Below are 20,395 nucleotides of genomic sequence, written 5' to 3'. Positions count from 1 at the left end.
CCGTCACGCTTAAGTACTTTCGACCGGCTTCGTCGCCGCCTACCACCTGAAGGACCCCGACACCGGAAACGGGTTGAGCATCTCCCTCTTCGACGACGACAACGCCGCGGCCGCCGCCAACGCGGCGGTCGCCGAACGGGCCAAGACCATCGGCTGGCACGGGACCCCGCGCCCGGCCCCCGTCTCGATCACCGCCTACAGCGTGCTGCGCACCGACTGAACCCGGTGATCGGCGATCGAATCGGCTATCCGGCCAAACCCCGGCGGATCAGCAGCGGCTCGATCTCCGGTGCGCGTCCGCGGAAGGCGGCGAAAGCGTCCAACGGGTCGACCGAGCCGCCGCGCGAGAGCAGTTCGCCGCGAAACCGCTCGCCCTTGGCGCGGATCGAGTCCTCGCCCTCGTCGAACCACTGGACGGTGTCGGCGTCGAGGACCTCGCTCCAGATGTAGGAGTAGTAGCCGGCTCCGTAACCGCCCGCGAAGATGTGCGCGAAATAGCCCGTTCGATAACGCGGCGGGATGGCGGCGACGGCGATACCGGCCTTGCGCAGGGCTTCGTCCTCGAACGCCGCGGCATCGGTGTCGGCCTCCGCGTCGGCGCGGGTGCGACGATGCCAGGCCCAGTCCAGCAGTGCCGCGGCCAGGTATTCGACCGTGCGGAAACCCTCCCCGAAGCGTTCCGCCGCGACCATGCGCTCGATCAGTTCGGCCGGCATCGGCTCGCCGGTGTCGATGTGGCGCGCGTAGTTGGCCAGGACTTCCGGCCGCGCCATCCACATCTCGTTCACCTGCGACGGGAATTCCACGAAGTCGCGGGGCACCGCGGTGCCGGAGAAGAACGGATACACCACATCCGAGAACAGTCCGTGCAGGGCGTGCCCGAACTCGTGGAAGAGAGTGCGGACGTTGTCCCAGGTCAACAGGGCCGGTTCACCCTCGGCCGGTTTCACGATATTGAGGTTGTTGACCACGACGGGGCGCTGGTCCAGCAGTTTCGACTGGCGCACCAGCGAATTCATCCACGCGCCACCGCGTTTGGAGGGACGCTTGAAGAAGTCGCCGAGGAACAGACCCAACGCGCTGCCGTCGGCGTCGAACACCTCGAACACCCGCACTTCCGGGTGATAGCCGGTCAGATCCGTGCGTTCCCGGAAGGTGAGCCCGTAAACCAGTCCGGCCGCGTGGAATACGCCGTCCCACAGCACCCGCTCCAGTTCGAGGTACGGGCGCAGCACCTCGGCGTCCACCGAGAACTGTTCGGCCCGCAGCTTTTCCGACCAGAACTGCCAGTCCCACGAACGCAGTTCGGCATCGGGGTCGACGGCGCGCATGGCCGCGGTGAGCTCGCCCGCCTCCCGCTCCGCATTGGCCAGCGCGGGCGGCACCAGGCGAGCCAGCATGTCCTCCACCGCCGCAGCGGTTTTCGCGGTCTGATCGGCGACCGCGTAGGAGGCGTGATCCGAGTAGCCCAGCAGCTCCGCCCGTTCGGCGCGCAAGGCCGTCATGCGAGCGCCCAGAGCGGCGTTGTCGCCGTTCGCTCCGAACCCGCGCCCCAGTGAGGCCGCCATCATCCGTTCCCGCACCGCCCGATCCGCCAGATCGGCCAATACGGGCTGGTTGGAGACGTTCTGTAGGCTCAGCGCCCATTTACCCGGATGTCCGAGGGCGTCGGCGTTCTCCGCCGCGGCGGTCACCGCCGCCGGCGTGAGCCCGGCGAGTTCGTCCGCGCTGTCGAGAATCAGGGTCGCCGCGTTCGTGGCCGTCAGATTGTTCTGACCGAATTCCGTTGACGCCGTGGCGAGTTCCGCATTGAGCTCCCGCAGCCGCGCCTGTTGCGCCGCATCCAGCCGCGCACCGGCGCGCACGAAACGCAGATGGTACCGCTCCAGCAGCCGCAGCTGCTCGGCATCCAACCCGAGTTCGCCGCGGCGCTCGTGCAGCGCGTCGATCCGGCCGAACAGCACCGGATCCAGGTGAATGGCATCCGCGTGCGCGGCCAGCCGCGGCGACACCTCCGCCTCGATCTCCTGGATCCGCTCGTTCGTGTCCGAGGACACCAGGTTGAAGAACACCTGCGACACCCGTGTCAGGATCTCACCCGAACGCTCCAGCGCCGCAATGGTGTTCGCGAACGTCGGGCTCTCCTCGAGCGCCGTGACCGCGGCGATCTCGGCCAGCTGCTCCGCCATCCCCCGTTCGAAGGCGGGCAGATAGTGCTCTTCGCTGATCTCCGTGAACGGCGGCAGCTCATAGGGCAGCGCGCTGCGCTCGAAGAACGGGTTGCTCGTCATACCCGCCACCTTATTCCGGCAGGTGGCACGATCATGGAATGAGTACGGACTACTTCGATCTCGGCGCGTATTCGAGGCCCGTCACGACTTCCTCGCCCGACGCGCAGCGGTGGTTCGACCGGGGCCTGATCTGAACCTATGCCTTCAACCACGACGAGGCCGCGCGCTGTTTCCAGCGAGCGCTGCGAGCGGATCCCGGCTGCGCTTCGGCACACTGGGGCCTGGCCTTCGCGCTGGGCCCCAACTACAACAAGCCTTGGCCGATGGCCGATTGGCTGGAGAGCTTCGTGGCGATGCGTGTCCACGTACTCGTCCGTTTCGGCCTCTGGGCGGAGATCATCGCACTGGAACTGCCGAAAGACCCTCAGCTGTACTGTGTTACGACCGCGATGCTGCATTACGGCAAGGGCGTCGCCTACTCCGCCACCGGCCGGATCGAGGAGGCGGAGCGCGAGCGGGAACTGTTCCACGCCGCCGTGGCCCGGGTGCCGGACTCCAGAACCCTGTTCAACAACACCTGCCGCGACATCCTCGCCATTGCCGCCGCGACGCTGGACGGCGAGCTGCTCTATCGAAAAGGCGATCACGACAAGGCATTCGAAGCGCTGCGCCACTCCGTCGAACTCGATGACTCGCTCCCCTACGACGAGCCCTGGGGTTGGATGCGCCCGGCCCGGCACGCCCTGGGCCATCTCCTGCTCGAGCAGGGCCGAATCACCGAAGCCGAGGCCGTCTACCGCGCCGACCTGGGCCTCGACCACGCCCTCCCGCGCGCCTGCCAACATCCGGGCAATGTGTGGGCCCTGCACGGCTACCACGAATGCCTGCTGCGCCTCGGCAAGACCGACGCCGCCGACATCATCGGCCAGCAGCTGAAACTGGCTACCGCCCTGTCGGATGTCCCGATTCGAGCGTCCTGCTTCTGCCGACTTCCGTCGACCGACGGACCCGACGGGCACTGCTGCCACTGAGTTCGCAGACCCCGCACCGCTATTCGGCAGACCCGTATGGGGCCGGACCGGTCAGCAGGCGGATCGCCAACAGGGCGATCCAGATGCCGCAGGCGGCGATCCCGATCCGTTCGATGAGCCCCGCCGGGCCCCCGTCCACCAATTTGGCGATGAGGGCGAAGGCCACGTACGAGGTGGCGACCAGCACGCCGGTGGCCATCGAATACCGGGACCAGCCTCGGTTTCCGAGTGCCTCGTCGCGTCGTGCCAGCACGAAGCAGGCCGCGATCAGCGAACCGAACTGAACCAGGCCGAGCAGAATGTGCGCGGCGCCGTGAACGGTCAGCGCGTCCGACGCTCCCGCCGGGTAGCCCATCGACGGGTCGGGCAGGAGAAGCCCGACGGCGACGAAGGTGAGGCCGTAGCCGCCGAGCAGGATGGGGACCCAGGTGGATCCACCTCCTGTACGCGGAGGCCGCCTCATCCCGACGGCGAAAGCGAGCAGGAGCGCCCCGGTCACGATGTAATTGGTGATTTGCATCCACCCGCCGGGCCCCAGTTCCAGATTGCTGTCCGGGACTACCAGGGCGTCGTAGTCAGGGCGTATCGCCCCGAGGGCGAGAACGACAACGATGTTGAGCAACGGGCCGATAATGCCGCAGGCCAGCAGTATTCGCGTTGCCGCTGACCGCTTTTCGGTGCTTCGCGCGGTGGTTTCGGGGCCGAGGGTGCCGGTCACGACATGTCCTCTCGTCGATCGGGGTGGGGATGAACACCACTATCGACCGGCCGATCACGCCGGGTATTGAAGAAATGTTCCCCAGACCCGACACCGACTCGCTGGGCGATTTGTCCGTTTTACTGTTCCTGTGGTATTCGCTATCCGGTAGCTCGCTCATGTTGCGGTGGGCGTGAGTTCGGCTGCCGCAGTGGTGCCCTTGTTGATTGTGAGCTCTCTCCCGTCCAGGTCGGGGTACCGGAGAGAGTGACGCTGACATGTGAAGGAACACAGTGTCCAGAGTTTCCGTCAAGGCTGTCGTGATGGCCTTGAGCATCCTGACCGCGGGGTTGATCAGCGCCCCGGTCTCGGCGCAACCCCTGTATCCCACGGCGGATCCCGACCCGTTCTACGGCGCGCCCGCCGATCTGGCCGCCCTGTCCCCCGGGGACGTGGTGCGCACGCGCCGCATCGACACCGGGCTGTACGTGGGTACGGAGGGCTGGCAGATCGCCTTCCGCAGCACCAACTCCACCGGGCAGCCGATTCTCGGCATGACCACCGTGCTCATGCCCGCCGGGGTGCGGAATCCGCCGTTGGTGTCCTATCAGGCCCTGATCAATTCGCTGGGCTCGCAGTGCAATCCGTCGCGGTCGCTGTTCAACGGCGAACTCCAGGACGGAGTCGGGGCGATGCTGCCGATCGGGCGCGGCTGGGCCGTCTCACTGCCCGACTACCTCGGCCCGAACGTGGCCTACGGCGCGGCCAAGCTCAGCGGGATGGTCACCCTCGACAGCGTGAAGGCCGTGCGCAAGGTGAGCGAGCTGGGGCTGGCGAATTCGCCGGTGGCGCTGGCCGGTTACTCCGGCGGCGGCATGGCGACCGCGTGGGCGGGTGCGCTGCAACCGGCCTACGCGCCGGACCTGAAGCTGGATGCCGTAGTGGCGGGCGGAATTCCGGCCGACGAGGAGCAGATGGCGCTCTCCCTGGGCTTCGAACCGCATCCGGGCTTCGGTCTGGCATTCGCGGCGGCCATGGGCCTCGAACGCGAATACCCTGCCCGGCTGCCGGTCTCGGACCAGCTCAACGAAAACGGCCTGTGGTTCCGTGAATTCACCCACGACGCCTGCCGCCGTTTCCTGCTGTTCCACGGCGCCTTCCGCAGCGCCGAACAGATGGCGGCCTCCAAGAGCCTGCTCGACAGCACCGAAGCGCACGCGGTCCTACGCGAGAACAGCCTCCGCTACGACACCGGCGTGCCGACCGCCCCCACCTACTTCTGGCAGGCCCGCTACGACACCCTCACCGCCTTCGACCCGGTCGCCGACGTCGCGTCCCGCTACTGCAAAGCCGGTGTCCCCCTGCAGTTCCACCCCGTCGACGTCGCCGAACACATGACCGGTGCGGTCGTCGGCTTCGCCGACGCCTGGAACTACGTCGAATCCCGCTTCCGAGGCGACCCCGTAACTTCCACCTGCTGACGACGTCGGGGGCGAAACCGCCCCCGAGTCATCCGGCTTCGCGGCGAACTGTCTCAGATCGTGATGTCCGAATTCATCCTCGTGTGAGGGTCTGCGCTTACGCTCCGGCCGAACGGGTGGCGTTCGTGCTGCACGACATGTTCGACCTGCCCTTCTCCGACATCGCCGACATCGTTGGGCGTAGTCCGGCGGCCACGCGGCAGCTGGCCAGTCGTGCTCGGCGGCGCGTGAATGGAGCCGAGGTCCCGCGCTGTGATCCGGATCTGGCACAGCAGCGGAAGGTGGTCGATGCGTTCTATGCGGCCGCCCGTAATGCCGATCTCGATGCCTTGCTCCATGTTCTGGATCCAGACATCGTGCTGCGGACCGACTACGGCGCCGGCCGTCCCGCGAGTGTTGTCAGCGGTCCCGCGGCCGTGGCTGAACAAGTGCGCGTTCCGCAGGGCGGCCGGCTGCGCCACCTGGTGATCAACGGGGCGATCGGCGCCCTCAGCATCCGCGACGAGCAGCCCTACGCGGTGATGGTGTTCACTGTCGCAGGCGACAAGATCGTCAGGATCGACGTCATCCGCGACACCGACCGCGTCCGCCGTGTCGCCGCCGAAGTCGACCGTCGACCGGACTGACCCCGATGTCTCAGGGCCCGACATGTGAAAAGCACGCCGGGCCCGGCCTTTCAGAAGAGCGAGACCGATGGACGCACCTCGACTGCGCCGCCCAGCCGTGCCCGCGGGACCTGGGCCGCGAGCGCGACGGCGGCATCCAGGTCTGGAGCCTCGACCACCGCGAAACCGCCGACCGTGTGCCTGATGTCCAGCCACGGGCCGTCGGTGAGAACGGGTGCACCGTCGGTCACCGTGACGATCGTCGCGTTCTGCGGCAATCCCATCGGCGGTGCACCGCTCCAGTTCTCGATCTCCGCCAGGGCGGCGTAGTCAGCGAAGGCTGCCTTCTTGTCCTCCTCCGGCATCCTCTCCGCCTCCGGAGTACCCGGCAACGGAGCGTTGCCGTGGTAAATCACCATCTCGCTAGTGGTCTACGTCGCCGACATCCAGGCGCGCGACTGTCGCGCACCGGGCTCGCGATGGGCACCCTGCAGGGACCTGCGCGCTGGCGCTGCACCAATCGGGGTCGCCTCGCGATCACCCGCCCCGAATACCGCGAATATGCCGGGAAATAGCCATGACCAACTACGTGATCGGATTCCTCCGCCCCGATTCGATACGTGCGGTCCTGAGTGTCTCGAAACACTGCTCGAATCGAGCGATCGCTTGCTCGCCTTGAATTCGCAGTTCGGTGTCCGCGTTCAGTATTCGAATATTCTTAGCGATCTCGACCGCATGCCAATCGACAGCCTGACTCAGGACCGCAAGCGCCTCTACGTACCTCGCTCGCTTCAACACGTCGGCTCCGGTCGCGAGCCGTTCATAAGCCCAGAGCAGAACGTAGTAGCACTCGATCACACGATCTTCGACTCGGCCGCGCGCAGCCAAATCTCCATAGAGTCGTGTTCCGATCACATGCCTCGCGTCGGCGACGGCTCCGGTCGTCAAGTCCTTGTGCAGGTCGGCGGCAAATCGCAGTGCATCCCGCCGAGCCACGGTGCGTGACGTCCGGTACGCCCGTGTGGCAACACCCGCACTTGCCGCGGCGATCGCAGGCGAGACCCATCCCCCATGGGACGAAAGCCATTCGACTACAACACCTACCGCACCGGCCACACCAGAAACGCTAGCAACCCTTGCCCACCGACCAGGTCGTTCCGTCCGCACCGAACGACATTGGGGCTGGTACCGCTTCTGCGGTACCAGCCCCAATGGAGTCGGTTCGTGCAATGACACGATTGGTGGACCTTATGCGAGCTTACTCGAACCAGGGCACCCTAACTTCCGCTCTCGGAAAGCTCCGCGGTCAAGTCTCTGACCAGCCCAAACGTCAACCGGCCGCCAAGATTCAGAAGGTACATTCACTGGCGCGGCGATTGTCGGAGTCGGATCGGGCACAGATCGTCGCCGCTTACGAAAGTGGAGCTTCAGCCAATCAGCTCGCCTCCGATCACCAACTTGCCAAGGGCAGCATCCTCGAAATCCTTCGCACAGCAGGCGCGGCGATCCGCCACCAGTGCCGACTGTCCCGCAAGGAGATCGATCAGGCCGTCGTCGACTATCAGGACGGCCAAACGCTTGCCCGCATCGGCGACCGGCTCGGCGTCAAGGCCACCACAGTCCGCGCCGCCCTGGAACGTCGTGGTGTGCCTCGCCGAGATACTCACGGCCGTCCGCGGTGAGCTTTCGCCCGACGCACACGGAGGGAGGCAGCGTCCCGCAATCGGATTCCCCACGGGAGAAGGTTCCTATGCACGCTCGAGATTGCCGGTGTTCCCGAACACCCCTATACACGCTGTCGGCGCGCACGATTCGCACGCCAGGACAAGCCCAGGTGCGCACGCATTCGTTTGGCGCGCGCTGATCGCCCCCACCGACGTCAGCAGCGCAGGCAACGCCACGGTCGCGGCACTGCACTCGTCCGGCTGCCGGTCGCGATTCTCAACGCATTCGTTTCGCCCTGCGGTGCGGCGGCGGATGCCCTCCGTTGCGTGCATCCTGCCTGTCTCCACAGCTGCGGCGGGATCGATCCGGGCTGTAGCGCCACAGGTCCGGGTCGCCGTGCCTGCCGGGCGGGCAGACTGTGGCGCTCGACCAGCATCGCGAATGGGATCACGTCGACCCCTTAGCGGCCGTAACGATATGGATACACGGCCAGACTCAGCCGGGTGCGCAAGTGGTCGCGACGCTTTGAATCATCTAGTACCCGAACATCTTTCGATTCACGGTCGGAAGTTCGTGATTGCCGTCATGATTCCCGCCCCGAGTGATGGGCATCCCATCTGCCTGGTGCGGTGCGTGGCCTGCATGCCAGCCTGGCGGCCCAGAAAGTTTGCTGAATGTTGTCTGAAAGTGCAGGGGATCTCGTGTTGATGATACGACCGGCGATGGCTGCTGGGGTCGGACTGCTGGCCACGACCCTGCTGGGGGCTGCATGGACGGCGGGTTCGGCCAGTGCTGATCCGATAGCCGACAAGTATCGGCAGGCCATTACCGACGACGGCTGGACCCTTTCAATCACCAAGACCAGCGAGAACCTCGACCGCTGGCCCAACCTCGCCAATTCCCCGGTCAGCCGGGAGGGTTTCGTCAGCCTCAAGGCGATCACCGAGGTCACCGGCAGTGGCGGCCAGCCGATCACCTCCGGCACCGTGACGCTCGGTTATCAAATCGGCTGCGCCGTCGATGTTTCGAGCGGACTCACGCTGGGTTTGGGATTCTCGATCGGCCCGAACGCCTCGGTCACCATCTCCCAATTCCCGGGTGTGACCATCGGCGGGCAAGCGGCAGTGAACCCGAACATCTCCACCACCCTCAAACCGGGTGCGATCTCGACCATCGCGTTCGGGTCGAAACCCCTTGCGGGGCCGCGGGGATCGATCACCGCCGAGCAGGTGGAGATCCGCGTGGACGCGTGCGCCGGGCCCGTGACCATCAGAAGTTTCGCCACTGCCGCGATCTCCACGCCGACTGCCGACAACAACATCTCCGTCTACGGCGACCCCATCTGGTTGTGAAAGACCCTGCACCCCAGAACATTTCCCGCAGCTCATAACGCAGCGGACGCACCGGAAGGTAGACACCGATGACCGATACCACTCCTGTTGCCGACACTGCGGCGGCTTCTCGTGCCGATGCCACACCGGAACCGGTGAACCCAACCGTCGTCGCGGTCGGCGGCCTCGTACTCGGCTTGTTGCTGCTGATCGTGGCGTTCGCGAATCTCAACCGGATGCCGGGCTGGGCCGACGATTATGGCGCGGTCCTGGTGTATCTGGCGTTCTTCCTCTACATGTCCATCGCCGGGCGACTTACCTGGTGGGGGATCGACACCCTGCGCGACCAGGCCAAGAACCGGCGGGAGCGCCGATGAGAGCCCGACTCGCCCGCCACACCGCGCTCGCCCTCGCCGCGACCGCCACGGGACTCGGGATCGGAGCCGTGATCCTGGCCGGATCCCCTGCCGCGACCGCGCAAGGGTACGTGCCGTGTGAGCAGTGGCAGGCCATGCACCCGGGCTGGCCCTGCATCGACACCCCGACCGTACCACCGGTACCGCCGGGCGGCCCGCCCACCTTGTCCACCCCACCGCCGCTACCCTCGCAAACCCCGGGCCTGCCCTCCCAGCCCGGCGGCGGTGGCGGAATCGGCGCGGGCGCACTCACCCTGCCACCCATACCGCCCGGCAACGGGACACCGATCGTCCCCGTTCCCGGAGCCGAGCCCCAGGTCCTGCCCGGCAATCAGCCCCCGGCACCAGCAGCACCACAGCCGGCGCCGACCCCTCCAGCGCCAGAGACGAATCCAGCGGCCCCGCCAGCCAATGACGCACCCGCGCCCACCGCGACACCCGTACCAGCGCAGGCCCCGGCCCCGCCGGTGACGACGGTTCCGCTTCCGGCGCACCGAGATACACCCACGTCGTCGGCTCCTGCGCACGGCGGTAGCGATGAGCGGATTCCGTGGCTGCTGCTCGCCGGTGTGGCAGCGTTCCTCGCGCCCGCGCTGCGCCTGCGCGGCGGTTCCTCGCAGCAGTTGACGATCACCAAACCCTGGGACGGCGGTGAGCAGACCTTCATCCTCATGGACGACCCGAGCGCACCGCGGGAATACCGCTTCCCCCAAGACGTCCCGCCCGGCGGGCAACTACGCAAGAACCCCGACGGCTCCGTCGACGTGCTCGACGCCACCGGAAACGTTGTGTCACACACGAATCCGCCGTGGGCATACGACGCGCTGGGCCGACCGGTCCGCACCTGGTACGAGGTCGACGGCGACACCATCGTCCAGCACATCGAACCCGACGGCGACGACATGTTCCCGATCCTGGCCGACCCCGACACCATCCCGCAGTGCACGATCACCAACGACGGGCACGGCGGCACCACCACCTCGAGCTCCCACCTCGACGGCAGCGTATTCACCACCCATGACGACGGACACGGCGGCGTCTCCAGCGCGATGTCGACACCGGTGCCCGACAGTGGCGGCAGCATCGACACCACCATCCACAACCCCGACGGCACCACCAGCCAGATGAGGTCGGTACCCGACGGCAACGGCGGCGCCACCACCTGGACCGCCAACCCCGACGGCTCCCACTCCGTGCGCTACCCCGACGGGGAACTGTATGTCGTGCCGCCCGGCGGGGACACCGACGGGCCCGCGCCGATCACCGCGCAGGTCAGCCCCGACAGCACCACCGTCGACACCGTCGTACACAACAACGACGGCACCACCAGCTCCGCGCACTCCCATCTCGGAACCGACAACTACATCAACACCGACATCACCAACCCCGACGACAGCCACACCCAGGTCACCACCGGGCCTGGACGCATCGACGGCCAACCGGTCAGCATCATCACCCAACCCGATGGCACCCGCGTTGTCCGCGAACCCGACGGCACCACCGTGCCCATCGACCGCTACGGCGACGTTATCGGAGGGCCGAACTACTGGAACCAGTTCGACCCCGAAACCGGCACCTGGCGCAGCGACCCCGTCACCCACCGCGGACCTCTCATTACCAACCCCGACGGCACCAGCACCCAGGAATGGTTCTATCGCGGCCCCGACGGCGAGCAATACTCGGCCACAGCGATGTTCGATGCCAAGGGCAACCTGGCGTTCCTGCAAACCTCCGACTACACCGGCGTCACCATCGTCAAATACGAAACCGTCGACGGTGTCACCCATCTGGTCGGTACCACCAAGATGGATGCCGGCAACGTCGAGGACAAGGCCAGTGACGTGTTCAACGCAGTCATGGCCGTCACCGGTGTCGCCGAACTCGGCTGGACCGCAGGTCGACTGGTCGGCACCGAACTCATCGCCCGCGAACTGGCTGCCCAAGGACTGTCCGACGCCCAAATCCTGCTCGCCACCAGCCAATTGGGCAAATCTGCACCGCAGTTCCTTCTCGGTACGGGACAAACCGCTTCCAGCCTCGGTGCTGCAGGTGACGCAGCAGCGACGAGTCGACCGACGATTTCCGATGCAATCGCCCCGACGCTGGAACGTGCTGGCATTCCCCAGGACGAGTTCCAGGCGGTGGTGGGCACCCCGCTCGAAGACCTGACACCAGAGCAGCAGCAGATCCTTTACGACACCCGCCACGCCGTGCCAGACCCTGCGCCGGGCGAAATTTTGCAGAAAGTGATCCCGTCCGACGGGCCCCAGCTGGAATCCATCCTCACCAATAACTTCCCCAACCCGAAGTTTCCTTCGGACGGCATCGGAGGGTCTGTGACCGCCGAGGCCGACACTGCCCACCTCATGACTCCGGAACAATTGTTCGATGGCCTGCGACTGGACTACGACAACACTCCGTTCGCTCCGGATGATCCGGCGATATTCGCGTTACGCTTCGGGATCGAGCGTGGTGGCACGCTGGTACCGGATGGCCCGCTGGCTGACCTCATTCCCCACGCGCCACCGGGATTCGACACCGGATACCCATGGCCAGCGACGGGAACAGGTTGGACGGCAAGCCTGAATGAGCTCATCCCTGAGTACTTCCTCGAAGAAGGCACGACGATGAAGGCTGGCGCGGAACTGGTGAGGATCACCGCCGATGGCGCTCAGGAAGTCCTGCGGGTTCTTGACGAAACCGGAATTTGGAAGGTGCCCACGCCATGACGACCCAACTCCTTCGCCCGAACGGCAGCTTCGCCGTCTACCAGGGCAGCGAATACCGCATCTCCGGGTGGCACAAAGACACGATCGTCTTACACGCCTACGGGCCGACACCCCCGCCGGGATTTCTACCTCGCCAAGGCCACTGGCAGCTGGCCGTACCGACGGCCGATCTCGACCGAGTTTTTGACCGGGACGCCACATTCTGGTGGCGCGGAGCACATTTCACCATCGACCAGCTCGACGGTGACATTGTCGAGGGGACGATGCTGATGGACGTCTGGCCCGAGCCGCGCACCGAGTTCATGAAAAGACCCGAGATGAGCGAAGACCCGTGGGAAGGCCCTCGCGGTCGGCCGATCGGCAGGATACCAGTCGCGGAGATCTATGACGTATCGATCCGCGAGTATGGGATCTCGATCGAGACCGGGAAATTGGACCCGCCGATCGACCCGCAAGACTTCCCGAAACGCTTCTGGCGGGCCGAGTACTTCGACAAATCATGACTTGACCGCGCTCAGACAGACCGGCGGCTATGGTGTTGCGGCACACCATAGCCGCGACCGGTCGGACGGAATGGATCGACATAGCGATGTCTCAGCAGATGCAGTCGATTGGAGAAGTCTCCCGATTGAAAAAATCAGGGAGCTACGTCAGGTTAAGTCTGATATTTCAGTACTCCGTGCCCTGAATTCTGATAGCACAACACTACCCGATACGCAAAAGAAATGGATCCTGATGTGGGACGTGCTTCCCTAATCTGGAGGATGCCCAAGCAATGACGGCTCAACTGCTCAGCCCGAACGGTACTTTCGCAACCTCTGCGCTGCGTCGCAGCCTGCTGGTCGCAGCCACCGTATCCAGCGTCGCGCTGACAGCGTGTGGCGCGCACTCCTCCGACTCCACGAACACGCCCACCTCGACGCCCGTGGCTGGTCAACTCAACGAGGCCGCGGCGCAGAACAGGATCCGGCAATATCTCACCGAAACCCTCAACGCGCTGCCCCCGGGGGCGACGCTGTCCGCGCCGCCGACCGAGGTCGACGGGAAGAAACCGGAAGTCGACCTTCGCAACCTGCCGGCGGCTCCATGCGACGGGGACCTCAACGACACCACCGGACCGAAGAAGGCCCAGGTCTGGTACTGGCTCAAAGGCGTCCCGTCGGGCAAGACGGGCGACTATTTCAACGACATTGTCCGGATCTGGCGGGACCGGCTGTGGAACGTAACACCGATCAAACTGGGTGAGCTGGCAAACGCGGTCACCAATGACGGCTACCTGCTCGGAGTCATTCTCGGTAAAGCCAGCGACGCCGACGGCGAAGACGGTCTCGCCCTGGCCGGAACGTCACCGTGTTTCCCGAACACCGCGACTGGAACGGCAACGCCACTACCGACGCTCATCGAGCAGCGCTGAGATCCTTTGGCGGCGGTTCAATCGCCGATCTCTGGTTTCTGCAGCCTCTGTGCGTTCGCTGCCCAGCGGATGGCGGTGGTGTCGGCGATCCCGAAGAGCACGGCCAAATGCAGCGGGTCGGCCCCACAAGCGAAGTATGCCTGTGACTCAGGCACAGAACAAAAAGCAGATCGAGCGCGAACCGCCCCGATAAGGCACGAGTTACAAAAGCCGCTCAACCAGGGCGTAGGGCCGCATGCCGCAGCGCTGCTGACACCGATTTGGAGGAGCTCCCTGGGCGCTGTGAGAGAAGTGCGGTCAGACGTAATCCGAATCGCCGTAGATCCCATATGGGATCTACGGCGATCTGATGGGATGTTGTGGAGCTAAGGGGACTCGAACCCCTGACCCCCACACTGCCAGTGTGGTGCGCTACCAGCTGCGCCATAGCCCCGGATGGTTGCCGTTCGGTATCCGAGCGACTGGGAGAAGGTACACCATGGGACCCCCTGGAGGGCAAATCGGCTGGTAGATAAGGAGCGGCCGAGGGGGTGGGGGCGCGCGTACACTCGCGGGTGATTCGTTGTCGTCCGGGGTGGGTCGCCGGGAAAGGCGCCTGCTCCGCGGGGAAGGTCGCACGCGGGTGAGGCTGATCAATGGCCGGTACGAGTTGCGGGGGCTCGTCGGTAAGGGCGGAATGGCCGAGGTCTGGGATGCCTGGGATCGGCAGTTGCGCAGGCAGGTTGCGGTCAAGGTGCTCGACGCGGGGAGTCTCGCGGTGCGGGCGCAGGACGAGCAGGTGGCCTGGCAGCGGTTCGAGCGGGAGGCGCGGATCGCGGCGCAGATGAACTGCTCGAATATCGTGATGCTGCACGACTCGGGGGTGTTCGACGAGAACGGGTGCCGGTCACCGTTTCTGGTGATGGAGTTCATTCACGGGGAGAATCTGCGGCAGTATCTGCGGGCCCGGGAGAACCAGGGGCTGCCGGGGATCGCGCGGATTCTCACCGACGCGCTCAGCGGGCTGGTGTACGCGCACTCCAAACAGGTGGTGCACCGTGACATCAAACCCGAGAACATCATGATCTGCCGCGACGGCACCGCGAAACTGGCCGATTTCGGGATCGCCATCGAAATGCGCGCGAACATGCAGCGGCTGACCCGGGCACACCAGGTGGTCGGCACCCAGAACTATTCCGCGCCCGAATATCTCGAACAGGGCCGGTTCACCCACCTCAGCGACGTGTACTCGTTCGCGGTGGTGTGCACCGAGGCGCTGGAGGCGGCGTTCGCGCCCGACAATCTGCCGCAACGCCTGAAATCGATACTGGATCAGGCGCTCTCCCCCGATCCCGCGCTCCGGTTCCAATCCGCGGCCGAGTTCCAGCACTACTTCCGCGATGCCGTGCACGCCGAATCCCGCGAGGTGACACGGAAGATCCAGGCACCCAGGCCCGAACCGGCCACCGTGCCGGTGCGCGCGCAGACCAGCGTCCTCACCGGGCAGCCCCCGCGCCCGCCGGCCGCGCCGTCCGGCGTCGACCTGCCGTCGACCGGACTGTGGGGCATCTTCATCCACCCCGCCCTGGCCTACCGCCAGCGCGTTCTGGAGGGCCTCACCCGCAACGACGTCCGCTACATCGGCGGCGTGCTGCTGGGCGCGGCCGCCGCCGGAATCACGCTGGGCTGGCTGGTTTTCGTACTGCTCGCCTGGGTGATCGTCTCCCTCGCCCACCACCTGTGAGGACGTGCCATGACACACAAGCGGGCGGGCCTGGCCTGGCAGCAGTACGTGTACCCGGGATCCCGTGCCTGGCACTGGCTGCGCGTCGCCTCCCGGGTCGGCGCGGGCTGCTTCCTGATCACGCTGATCTGGCTGACCTACACCGTCCTGGCATGAGGTGCGCACTGTGAGAATCGTCTGCCTGAACTGCCTGGCGGAGTTCAAGTTCGACTCCACCCGCCGCTCCTGGATCTGGGTGCTGCGCCAGCCCAACGGCGGCTTCGCCACTCGCGTCGGCGACTATTCACGGCGCCTGGATCGCCGCTGCCCCAACGGCTGTGAGATCGACGAGGAGATCCTCGACTATCCGACCACGGTGATCGGCTTCGTCGGCGAATCCGCCTCGTCCAAGACGCATCTCATCGTGTCGATGATCTATTCGGTCATGAACGATCCCGTGCTGGCCCGGGAATGGTCGATCGTGCCGTCGCGCCGGTCGACCAAACTGCTTGCCGCGCTGGAGAACACGCTGATGAACCGGCAGGCCATCGGCTACACCCAGAAACGCGGGTACGTCGGAGCGCAGATGCAGCGGCAGGAGAACGGCATCGGACCGCTGGGCACGCCCCAGCCGCCGCGCCCGCCCCAGCCGCCGATGGCCCAGCCGCAGACCCAGACGCACGCCTGGAGCGGCTGGCAGGTGCGCACCCCGATTCTCATCAAGTTCACCTCGCTGGCCACCCGGCGGACGGTGAATCTCGCGTTCGTGGACGTGGCCGGTGAGGACGTCGCGGACGCCGAGATCGCCGCCAAGGTGAGCCCGCACCTGGCGATCGCCGACTTCATCTGGTTCGTCGTGCCCTCGACGTTGAACAAGCAGTACCTGGCCATGATGCGCGAGCACGCCGGCCCGGCCAACGAGGACAGTCTCAGCAACCCGGTCGAGCATTCCCAGACGGTCGGCCGCACCAAGATGATGATCGACCAGATCGCCAAGCTGTGGCGCACGGCCAACAGCTATCCCCTGGATCTGCCCATCGAGCCGCCCCGCCTGCACGCCTCCACCATCATCGCGAAATCCGATCTGCTGTCGCTGATCAACCTGCCCGAGGTCGGCATCGTCGCACCGCCGGCGGACTGGGCCGACAGCCCCTACAGTCTCAACGGCGCGGGCAACCTGTATCAGCCCGGCCAGATCGACTACCGCTCCGATGCCACGAGATCGCTGGTGCGCAAACTGTTCCCGGCGGTCGACTCGACCCTGTCCATCCACTTTCCGCACAACCGCTACTTCCCCGTCTCCGCGGTCGGCTGCGGCAAGCGAGCCGACAACACCTATCCGGTATTCAAACCCTTCGCCGCCGTCGACCCGGTCATCCACATGCTCAACCTCATCGACCACCGACGGGCCGAACGATGACGGCTCTCGCGCAGCTGCTGTGCGGCTGGGCCGTGGTGACGCTGGAGTCCTCCGGCACCGGCGTCGGCGTGGTCGCGCGCTCCGGAAACTGGCCCGCCGCACTGGGATCCACCACCCGGGAGCTGGGTCCACTGGTCACCTGGGACGGGCCTCCGGGCATGCCGGAGTCGTTCGCGCTGGAGTTCACGCTGGTCCGGGGGTTCGCGGTCGCGGTACTGAAGACACCCTCGAACGCCCGCCCCGGCACCTGCGTGGCACATCTGGTCGCCGGGGACCGCGCGACGCTGGACGGCGCGACAACCTTGAGCCTCTACGATTCCGGCCGGTTCCTCACGACCGTCGACGATCCCCGCTACCCCGTCGATCACTGGGATCCGATCTCGAAACCACTGGACAGCAATGGATTCGCGGCATCCGCCGACGCGTATCTCGACCTGGACTGGCTGCCCGCGCTGCTCGGCTACACCCTCGCGTACCTGTCCGGTCGCGGGCCCGCCATCGAACTGCGGGTCGAGGACGCCACCGACGCACTGTCCATGCTGCGCGCCCTCTACGGCATACTGCCGCGGAACAGCCTGCGGGACTTGACCTTCTGCACCATGAGCGCACCGGCCTCGGATGCCGCCATCACCGCCGTCACGCGGGACAGCCACGGCCCGGCCCCCGGAAATCGCCGCATCGTCACCCCGGGTGACCGCGGCGACGAATCCGATCCCTACGTACAGCTCGGACAGCAGATCGTCGGCCACCGGCGGGCGGGGATCACCATTCCCGAAACCCTGTCCACCGCAGAGGAAATCGGCGCTTGGTGCTTTCGCCGCCACCTGCGCACCCTGGTTCCCGCCGAACTCGACGACGACCGGCTGGCCGAGGTGATCACCGACCCAGAACTGAGCCCGGAGTGGTTCCGGGACAAGACGGTGGCCACCCGCGCCATCCAGTTGGCTATCGGAAGACCTAGTGTGGCAAGGGCATTGGTGCATATCGATCATCTGCCCAGCGTCCGCAGGACCTTCGAGAAGGCCCTCACCGACCGCGTCACGAACGACACCCGCGACCGCACCCGCACCCTCGAGCTCGCCCGCCAACTCGGCTTCGACCTCGGCGAGGCAGTCGCGGCGGCGGCCCGGCGACGGCTCGAAACCGGGCACGGCCAGCTCTCGGCCGCCGACGCGGCGGCGGTGTGGCCGCGCCTGCACGCGGACTGGGCCACCGGCAATTCCAAACGGCGCCAGACGATCGCGGGATACCTGTCCCAGCATCGCGCCCTCCGTGAGCACGCGCTCGGCTCCCGCGATCGCGCCTTGGTGCACAAGGCATTACGCGTCGAGGTCGACGACCCCGGCGTCCCCACCGGCGGCAGCCGGCTGCTGCACACTGCCATGCACGCCAACCTGGCCATCGTCGCGCAGGTCGCGGTCGACGTGGCCTGCGACGGCCGGGATCACTATGCCCTGGAACAGATCCTGGCCTGCGCGCCCCACGACCGCCTGCCCGCCCTCCTCGCCGAATGCGCCCGCTACCCCGCCCTGCCCGCGCTCGACCTGATGAAGGCCCTCACCCTCACCCGCTCCGACCCCGCCGAACTGGTCGAAGCCCTGCGCCCGGCGTGGCACGACCTGCGCCGCGCACTCGGGCTCCCGGCGCCGATCGAGGACCTGGTCGAGCTCGACACCGCCGATCCGGCATCGGGCAACGGGCACCGCATCGGAATCCGGTTACCCCGCAGAGGATTCCGCCGCCGCTACGACAAGGACCGCTCCCGCGCCGAGCTGTCGACCCTGCTGCAGACCGCCGACGAGTTCCCGCCTACCGTCCAGGCGCGCGAAATCATCGACGGCGCACTGCATTCCGACCTCGAGTATCTGGTCTCCAACCTGGTGACCCGCACCCGGTCCGCCGACGGCCCGCAGGTTCTGGAACGGGTCCTCGCCCTCGCCCCGGCCGATCAACTGCCCACCCTGGTGACCGCCTGCGCCCGCCAATGGGATCTGCCCCCGGCCACTCTCCTGCACGCGATCGTCGCGCTGCGCCTGTCCCCGGCCGAACTCGCCGAAGCCCTCGCCGGCGGCTGGCCCTGGCTCCGCACCCGCCTGGACCTGCCGCAGGTCATCGCCCCGCTGCTGACCCTGGTGGTCCCCCAGGACGATCCGACCGACTCCTGGACGTCGCTCGCCCTCGATCCGGATGGCCGCCGCGCCCGCCGGTTCTGGCGCTGACTACGACTCGTCCGTTTTCCCGAGCTGCTCGAGGATCCGATACCGCCGCAGCACGTCGTGCAGATCGGCCTCCTCCGGGATCGACTCGAGCGCCGACCGTTTGATCATCTCCGCCTGCTCCAGCAGCACCGTGAGCCGCGCGGGATCGTCGATCCGATTGGCGATCTGGGCCAGCGCGTCGAGCTGCCGGATCATGATCGCGGGCAGGCCGCGCGCGTCCTGGCGGATCTTCTCGAAGGACCGCTGCACCAGCCGCTCGTAGTTCGCCTGCGCCGCGATGACCCGCACATGGCCGTCCTTGCTGCGGTACACCGGGCTCGGCTCCCAGGCCACCGCGATCCGCGACAGGCAGTGCCCCAGCCAGTCGATGCAGGTCAGCACCGTGAAGGTGTCATTGGTCGCGGAAGCCAGTGCGCGCAGGGCGATTTCGACGAGCTGATCGATGCCGAAGGAGATGTCCTGGGTCAGCGAGCGGGTCGGCCCGGCCACATGCCCGCGTGAGAAGCTCTTGCTCACCCGCTCGGCCGCCGACGCGGGCCAGACCGTGGCGACCACCTGCCCCTCGGTGAGGAAATGGCCGGGCCGATACGGCAGGTGGATCACCGCGTCGGCCTCGGTCGCGATCCGGACCAGCTGCTCGTAGCGGATGTAGCGCAGGTAGCCGCTGCCCGCCACCCGCACCTCGCCGGCCTCGACGGCCATCCGTTCCAGCAGCTCCTCGGGTGAGGGTCCGGCGTGCGGGCCGGTGAGCGTGTGGCCCCGCTGCGTCTCGATGGCGGTCGCCACCTCGCCCGCGATATCGGCGATGACGTTCGGCAGCTGGATGGCCATGGCGATGTGGTTGATGAAGTAGATGAGAACTGCCAGATCCAGCACCAGTGACCCGATGGAGACCGTCGTGCTGATGTGCGGCACGAAATCCGGCCCGATGACGACCAGGGCGCCGATGGCATAGACGAAGGTCGCCACGAAGGTGCCCAGCGTGATCTGGGTGCCGCGATCGCGGATGAAGGTGCGCAGCATGCGCGGCCCGAACTGGGTGGAGGCCAGCGTCAACGCCACGATGGTGATCGAGAAGACCACGCCGACCACGGTCATGATGGCCGCGGCGATGGCGGTCAGCACCTGCCGCGCCGAGTCCGGCGTCCCGCCGATCACCCAGGACGGAACCCCGATATCACCGCGATAGGCCGCCCGGTCCAGCTGATAGGTGAGCACGAACAGCGCCACCGCGGCCAGCACTTCGACCGTCGGCACGAACCACAGATTGGTCCGCAAAGCCTCCCGACGGCGGTCGGATTCCAGGGGAAAGCCGGACACGATCGAGCCTCCTGCGCTGTCTGCGGACATGGTCGCACCGATCGAAAACCCGGCTCACCAGCGCGGGACATGTCCCGGACGTGTGATCAGGTTATCTGTGGCCACCGGTGGGCGTTACGCAGGGGTTCGGCGCG

At 66.5% G+C, this 20,395-nt stretch carries 18 protein-coding genes, 1 tRNA gene and 2 pseudogenes; 16 read left to right on the top strand and 5 right to left on the bottom strand.

Annotated elements, in window-relative coordinates:
- The first annotated feature begins 73 nt into the window (after positions 1 to 73).
- Positions 74 to 220, top strand: coding sequence for a hypothetical protein (locus GPX89_RS29805; protein ID WP_157390997.1), 147 nt, complete (start codon positions 74 to 76; stop codon positions 218 to 220).
- 25 nt (positions 221 to 245) lie between these two features.
- Here the strand turns inward: GPX89_RS29805 and GPX89_RS29800 are convergent, their stop codons facing one another.
- Complete coding sequence (locus tag GPX89_RS29800; protein ID WP_157390996.1) at positions 246 to 2,291, bottom strand: M3 family metallopeptidase; 2,046 nt, start codon at positions 2,289 to 2,291, stop codon at positions 246 to 248.
- A gap of 158 nt (positions 2,292 to 2,449) precedes the next feature.
- On the opposite strand from GPX89_RS29800, the pseudogene GPX89_RS46305 reads away from it, so the two are divergent.
- A pseudogene (locus GPX89_RS46305) lies at positions 2,450 to 2,506 on the top strand (hypothetical protein); the annotation flags it as partial.
- A gap of 45 nt (positions 2,507 to 2,551) precedes the next feature.
- A pseudogene (locus tag GPX89_RS29795) lies at positions 2,552 to 3,262 on the top strand (hypothetical protein); the annotation flags it as partial.
- Positions 3,263 to 3,281: 19 nt separating this feature from the next.
- Here GPX89_RS29795 and GPX89_RS29790 read toward each other — a convergent pair.
- Entirely contained in the window at positions 3,282 to 3,980 is a 699-nt protein-coding gene (locus GPX89_RS29790) for a DUF998 domain-containing protein (protein WP_157390995.1), read from the bottom strand.
- Positions 3,981 to 4,282: 302 nt separating this feature from the next.
- On the opposite strand from GPX89_RS29790, the gene GPX89_RS29785 reads away from it, so the two are divergent.
- Together GPX89_RS29785 and GPX89_RS46005 are read left to right on the top strand one after the other, a co-directional pair.
- Entirely contained in the window at positions 4,283 to 5,440 is a 1,158-nt protein-coding gene (locus GPX89_RS29785; protein WP_157391236.1) for a lipase family protein, read from the top strand.
- A 116-nt stretch (positions 5,441 to 5,556) separates the two neighbouring features.
- Complete coding sequence (locus GPX89_RS46005; protein WP_328602445.1) at positions 5,557 to 6,066, top strand: sigma factor-like helix-turn-helix DNA-binding protein; 510 nt, start codon at positions 5,557 to 5,559, stop codon at positions 6,064 to 6,066.
- A 50-nt stretch (positions 6,067 to 6,116) separates the two neighbouring features.
- Here GPX89_RS46005 and GPX89_RS29775 read toward each other — a convergent pair whose 3' ends face one another.
- Entirely contained in the window at positions 6,117 to 6,410 is a 294-nt protein-coding gene (locus GPX89_RS29775) for a YciI family protein (RefSeq protein WP_198347653.1), read from the bottom strand.
- 310 nt (positions 6,411 to 6,720) lie between these two features.
- Between GPX89_RS29775 and GPX89_RS44170 the strand changes: the two genes are divergently transcribed.
- The 7 genes from GPX89_RS44170 (at position 6,721) to GPX89_RS29740 (ending at position 13,600) form a co-directional block, all read left to right on the top strand.
- Positions 6,721 to 7,050: a hypothetical protein gene (locus tag GPX89_RS44170; RefSeq protein WP_157390993.1), complete on the top strand. Its 330-nt coding sequence runs from the start codon at positions 6,721 to 6,723 to the stop codon at positions 7,048 to 7,050.
- A 224-nt stretch (positions 7,051 to 7,274) separates the two neighbouring features.
- Positions 7,275 to 7,727, top strand: a complete 453-nt coding sequence (locus GPX89_RS29765) for a hypothetical protein (RefSeq protein WP_157390992.1) — start codon at positions 7,275 to 7,277, stop codon at positions 7,725 to 7,727.
- Between the two features lie 705 nt (positions 7,728 to 8,432).
- Entirely contained in the window at positions 8,433 to 9,062 is a 630-nt protein-coding gene (locus tag GPX89_RS29760) for an MspA family porin (protein ID WP_157390991.1), read from the top strand.
- Positions 9,063 to 9,130: 68 nt separating this feature from the next.
- Positions 9,131 to 9,418, top strand: a complete 288-nt coding sequence (locus GPX89_RS29755) for a hypothetical protein (protein ID WP_198347651.1) — start codon at positions 9,131 to 9,133, stop codon at positions 9,416 to 9,418.
- A gap of 662 nt (positions 9,419 to 10,080) precedes the next feature.
- Positions 10,081 to 12,186 (top strand): hypothetical protein, encoded by a 2,106-nt coding sequence (locus GPX89_RS29750; RefSeq protein ID WP_157390990.1) that lies wholly within the window; start codon positions 10,081 to 10,083, stop codon positions 12,184 to 12,186.
- Positions 12,183 to 12,689: a hypothetical protein gene (locus GPX89_RS29745; RefSeq protein WP_157390989.1), complete on the top strand. Its 507-nt coding sequence runs from the start codon at positions 12,183 to 12,185 to the stop codon at positions 12,687 to 12,689. Before GPX89_RS29750 ends, GPX89_RS29745 begins: the two co-directional genes overlap by 4 nt.
- Positions 12,690 to 12,961: 272 nt before the next feature.
- Complete coding sequence (locus GPX89_RS29740) at positions 12,962 to 13,600, top strand: hypothetical protein (RefSeq protein ID WP_157390988.1); 639 nt, start codon at positions 12,962 to 12,964, stop codon at positions 13,598 to 13,600.
- Positions 13,601 to 13,960: 360 nt separating this feature from the next.
- On the opposite strand, the gene GPX89_RS29735 is transcribed toward GPX89_RS29740, so the two are convergent.
- Positions 13,961 to 14,033, bottom strand: a tRNA-Ala gene (locus GPX89_RS29735).
- 189 nt (positions 14,034 to 14,222) lie between these two features.
- Between GPX89_RS29735 and GPX89_RS29730 the strand changes: the two genes are divergently transcribed.
- The 4 genes from GPX89_RS29730 to GPX89_RS29715 are packed head-to-tail and all read left to right on the top strand — an operon-like array spanning position 14,223 to position 18,941.
- Complete coding sequence (locus GPX89_RS29730) at positions 14,223 to 15,323, top strand: serine/threonine-protein kinase (protein WP_157390987.1); 1,101 nt, start codon at positions 14,223 to 14,225, stop codon at positions 15,321 to 15,323.
- Between the two features lie 9 nt (positions 15,324 to 15,332).
- Complete coding sequence (locus tag GPX89_RS29725; RefSeq protein WP_157390986.1) at positions 15,333 to 15,479, top strand: hypothetical protein; 147 nt, start codon at positions 15,333 to 15,335, stop codon at positions 15,477 to 15,479.
- 10 nt (positions 15,480 to 15,489) lie between these two features.
- Positions 15,490 to 16,722 (top strand): hypothetical protein, encoded by a 1,233-nt coding sequence (locus GPX89_RS29720; protein WP_157390985.1) that lies wholly within the window; start codon positions 15,490 to 15,492, stop codon positions 16,720 to 16,722.
- On the top strand, positions 16,719 to 18,941 hold the full coding sequence (locus GPX89_RS29715) for a hypothetical protein (protein WP_157390984.1): 2,223 nt from the start codon (positions 16,719 to 16,721) through the stop codon (positions 18,939 to 18,941). The genes GPX89_RS29720 and GPX89_RS29715 overlap by 4 nt, the downstream gene beginning before the upstream one ends.
- On the opposite strand, the gene GPX89_RS29710 is transcribed toward GPX89_RS29715, so the two are convergent.
- Positions 18,942 to 20,261 (bottom strand): DUF2254 domain-containing protein, encoded by a 1,320-nt coding sequence (locus GPX89_RS29710; protein ID WP_328602444.1) that lies wholly within the window; start codon positions 20,259 to 20,261, stop codon positions 18,942 to 18,944.
- Positions 20,262 to 20,395: the final 134 nt, after the last annotated feature.

This window comes from Nocardia terrae, assembly GCF_009760405.1.
Taxonomy (GTDB): domain Bacteria; phylum Actinomycetota; class Actinomycetes; order Mycobacteriales; family Mycobacteriaceae; genus Nocardia; species Nocardia terrae.
Note: the sequence above shows the minus strand (reverse complement) of the source record. Positions and strands in the feature narration are given on the sequence as shown.